This window comes from Butyrivibrio sp. (assembly GCF_024699075.1).
This window is the reverse complement of sequence record NZ_JAILQF010000018.1, coordinates 1-4,113: the sequence shown is the minus strand read 5'-3', so window position 1 is coordinate 4,113 and position 4,113 is coordinate 1. Positions and strand designations below refer to the sequence as shown.

The window sequence follows — 4,113 nt, the reverse complement described above, 5'->3', positions numbered from 1 at the left end:
TTTTACAAAAAAGACAAAAAGCCTATATATCTTGCAGGCTTTTATGAACTATCAGACAATAAGGATTCATTTGTGATACTTACAACTTCTGCCAATGAGTCAATGATCAGGGTACATGACCGCATGCCTCTTATGATCGACCAAAGCGCAGTTAAAGACTGGCTTTATGATACAGATGCGGCCAAAGAGATGCTTTCAATGGAGATGCCACTTCTTGAAAGCCATCAGGACTATGAGCAGCTGAGCCTGTTTTAAAGAACACAAAAATCCTTTGTTACCTGTCTAAAATATCAAATAAGCAAAATGATTAAGAGAACATATAATAGCAGAAAAAAATAAAAGAACAAATAATAACAGAATAAAATAAAAGAACAAATAATAACAGAATAAAAGAACTAATAATAACAGAATAATTAAGAGATCTTATAATAACAGAATAATTAAGAGATCTTATAACAACAGAATAATTAAGAAAATTTATGGTAGCAGGTACAAATATTTTGATTTATCAAAGAGAAAAGGAGAAATGATTATGCCATTTATTGATTCTAGAGTTAGCGTTAAGACTACACCTGAGCAGAGAAAAGAACTTAAGGAAAGACTTGGACAGGCAATTGCACTTATACCTGGAAAGAGCGAGAGCTGGCTCATGATCGATCTTGCAGATGAGCAGGAGATGTATTTTAAAGGAATAGGTGATGAGCCTACAGCATTTATCGGCGTTAACGTTTTTGGTGATTCAGATCCGGGGGCATTTCAGAAGATGACCGCTGAAGTTACCAAAATATATAATGAAGTCCTGGGTATTGCACCTGACAGAATGTATATAAGATACATGGCTTCACGCGATTGGGGCTGGAACGGCAATAATTTCTGATCATCAAATATGTTTTAAAAATGTTGCTAGCCAAATATTTAAATGATGTAGATGTCAAAAGATCCTTTTGATACTTAAGTTATAAAAATTCTATTATTTTTCTGAAAATGTTGTTAAAACAACAGACAAGACAGACCTCTTATATTACAATGCAGGCATAACAAGTTAACAGACAGTCTTATCATTACAATTGATATATATTATCAAAAACAGAAGCTTCTTGAATGATATAATGATAATGACAGAACATAATAGAATAAAGGAGGCTAATATATGGCAACACTTAACGCAAGAAAAGTAGCGATGATTGGATGCGGATTTGTTGGTGCAGCTTCTGCATTTGCTCTTATGCAGAGCGGCTTATTTTCAGAGATGGTTTTGATTGATGCTAATAAAGAGAAAGCCGAAGGTGAAGCTCTTGATATCAGTCATGGACTTTCTTATGCCAAGCCTATGCAGATATATGCCGGTGATTATAAGGATATAGCCGATGCAGCAATTATAATTGTAACTGCAGGTGCCGGACAAAAGCCTGGTGAGACAAGACTTGACCTTGTCAAAAAGAATGTTGGAATATTTAAATCAATTATTCCTCAGATATCAGAAGTTAATAAGGATGCCATCATGGTAATAGTTGCTAATCCTGTAGATGTTCTTACATATGCAGCATGGAAGCTTTCAGGATATCCTGAAAACAGAGTATTTGGCTCAGGCACAACTCTTGATACAGCAAGACTTAAGTATATACTTGGTCAGCACCTCGATGTAGACAGCCGTTCAGTTCATGCTTTCATCATTGGAGAACACGGAGACAGCGAGATAGCAGCCTGGAGTAGTGCCAATGTTTCCGGAATCCCGATCAATGATTTCTGCGAGATGAGAGGACATTTTAATCATGACGAGTCCATGCAGTCAATAGCTGAAGACGTTAAGAACAGTGCTTATGACATCATTGAGAAAAAAGGTGCAACCTATTATGGTATTGCAATGTCAGTAAGAAGAATATGTGAAGCTCTAATTCGTGATGAAAAGACAATTCTTCCTATCTCAAGCATTCAGCATGACAATCATGGAATTTCAGATGTAGCACTTAGTATGCCTGCTATAGTAGGTAAAGATGGTGTTGAGGGAACAGTTCCGATCAGTCTTAGTAAGAGCGAGGAAGAGGCACTTCAAGCTTCAGCCAAAACTTTGAAAGATGTAATAGATGATGTGGGAATCTGAAAATTATAAATCATAATATAAAGCCAAGGCAGATCATGATGATATGCCTTGGCTTTTTGTTAGGTGTCTAAGGGTTCAGAATTAAAACACCAGTTGCACCAGCAGCATATAGGCGACTGTTCCTGAAAGTATACTAAATAAAGAGTTACGGCTAAGTATCTGAACTATCACTACAAGACCTGATGCTATAAGCTCCGGAAGTCCAAAGGGATGAACAGATAGAGAAACATCTTTAAGGCAGTATATTACCAGCATTCCTATGATCGCCTGAGGTAGTACTTTGCCAAGATATTGGATGTACAAGGGAGTTTTTTTCCTGAAAACAAGAAAAGGAAGCGCCCTTATAATGATCGTTGTCAGTGACATAATGATTATGAGTATGGCTGTGTTCATGATGCTGCCTCCTCTTTCTTGCGGATAAGGGTCAGTACCAGCGTGATCAGTAGCATGGCAGGAATAAGGAAGCTGCTCTTACCAAATATGATGAGGGATAACAGCGTGCACAAAAGGCCTGTAAGCGCAGGAATGTGATCTTTGGAAGAAAGCCACTGCTCTGTGAAAGCGGCTATAAAAAGTGCTGTCATAGAGAATTCAATTCCATCTGTGGGAAAAGGGAGCACCGTTCCAAGAAGACTTCCTATAAGACTTCCTACAACCCAGTAACAGTGGTTAAATAAGGAAACAAGAAATCTGTAGAGCTCAGGGTCAGTCCCTTTTGAGGCCATACCATCGCAAAGAAGCGAATAGGTCTCATCTGTAAGCGCAAAGATAAGATAGGGCTTGTACTTTCCTGCGGATTTATATTTGTCTATCATAGATATACTGTAAAAAAGATGCCTTGCATTGACCATTACTGAGGTGAAAAAAGCTGTAATGACGCTGGCTCCTCCTGTAATAAGGCCTACTCCCACGTATTGTAGAGAACCTGCGTATATAAAGATGCTCATGGCGCCTGCCCATAATACGCCATAGCCTGCATTTCTCATCAGTATTCCAAAGCCTATACCAAGAACAATATAACCTGCCAAAACAGGAATTGATTTATAAAAGGCCTTTATTATCGTCTTTTTTCTCATTAGTTGTGGAATATCTCCCTTACCCCTTTGATTAAATATGATGCCCTAAAAAGGAATCCATATGAGATATATAATACATGATTAATAGAAGTATAACTATAGCTGAATTTAACACAACATAGCACCTGGCAAAAAGCCTGGAATTTTGCATTATAAAAGCCAGGACGATTGCCCTGGCCTGTTTTAGAGAGGAAGGCTGTCAACTAGATGTGACAACCTTAAGGTGTGCTACGGGCTCTTTGGATGATAAAGACTGTCAACTATAAGGGACAGTCTTATAAGGCCCGTTGTGTGGGGTGGAGAAAGATTGTCAACAATTAGGGACAATCTTTTCACAAAATAAAAAGAGTATTTGTGGGGTAAAAGAACATTCGCTGTTCTTCATGCTCTTATAATAATTCCAGAACCTTAATCATGACTTAAAGAAACAAATAAATTTGGAATTTTTTTTGAACGAACGTGAAGCTTTACTTACTAATATTTGCATTTTGTGATTAATATTGCTTTGCATTAATGAGATAATTATATAAAATTATCAAGATAACCCATCATCTTTAGGTGATGAGCATATATTATTGATGAACATATTTTTTTAATGATTTATAGACAGATTGTTGTATTCCGGTAAGTTTGGGAGTGGAGCTGTATGAGAGGTCAGAAGCAAAGAAAAGCCGAGATTAAACGTATTGTTCTTAGAAAGACTGATGGTGTATGCGCAAGATGTGGAAGACAGATTCCTATAAATAAGGTTACGATCGAACATTACATTCCGAAGTACAGGGGAGGAATGGATGATGAGAGAAACCTTCTTCCTCTTTGCAGAATATGCAATAAGCAGAAAGGCTCTAGGCTTGTATCTGTAGAGGAATATTATCCCTATCTTAAAAGTGAATATTGCAGAATTGCAAATGAATATGAAGCCGAATGGCAGAATGA

The 4,113-nt window shown here is 37.3% G+C and carries 6 protein-coding genes; 4 read left to right on the top strand and 2 right to left on the bottom strand.

Features of this window, described 5'->3' with window-relative positions; all coding sequences use genetic code 11:
- The 3 genes from K6G87_RS00635 to K6G87_RS00625 form a co-directional block, all read left to right on the top strand.
- Positions 1-255: SOS response-associated peptidase family protein (locus K6G87_RS00635; RefSeq protein WP_296832464.1), on the top strand; the 255-nt coding region annotated here is incomplete at its 5' end.
- Positions 256-532: 277 nt separating this feature from the next.
- Positions 533-877 (top strand): phenylpyruvate tautomerase MIF-related protein, encoded by a 345-nt coding sequence (locus K6G87_RS00630; protein WP_296832461.1) that lies wholly within the window; start codon positions 533-535, stop codon positions 875-877.
- Positions 878-1,150: 273 nt separating this feature from the next.
- Entirely contained in the window at positions 1,151-2,101 is a 951-nt protein-coding gene (locus K6G87_RS00625; RefSeq protein WP_296832458.1) for an L-lactate dehydrogenase, read from the top strand.
- An 81-nt stretch (positions 2,102-2,182) separates the two neighbouring features.
- On the opposite strand, the gene K6G87_RS00620 is transcribed toward K6G87_RS00625, so the two are convergent.
- Together K6G87_RS00620 and K6G87_RS00615 are read right to left on the bottom strand one after the other, a co-directional pair.
- Positions 2,183-2,494: a branched-chain amino acid transporter permease gene (locus K6G87_RS00620; protein WP_296832455.1), complete on the bottom strand. Its 312-nt coding sequence runs from the start codon at positions 2,492-2,494 to the stop codon at positions 2,183-2,185.
- Positions 2,491-3,177: an AzlC family ABC transporter permease gene (locus K6G87_RS00615; RefSeq protein WP_296832452.1), complete on the bottom strand. Its 687-nt coding sequence runs from the start codon at positions 3,175-3,177 to the stop codon at positions 2,491-2,493. The genes K6G87_RS00620 and K6G87_RS00615 overlap by 4 nt, the downstream gene beginning before the upstream one ends.
- A 646-nt stretch (positions 3,178-3,823) precedes the next feature.
- On the opposite strand from K6G87_RS00615, the gene K6G87_RS00610 reads away from it, so the two are divergent.
- On the top strand, positions 3,824-4,113 hold a 290-nt coding region (locus tag K6G87_RS00610), incomplete at its 3' end, for an HNH endonuclease (protein ID WP_296832449.1).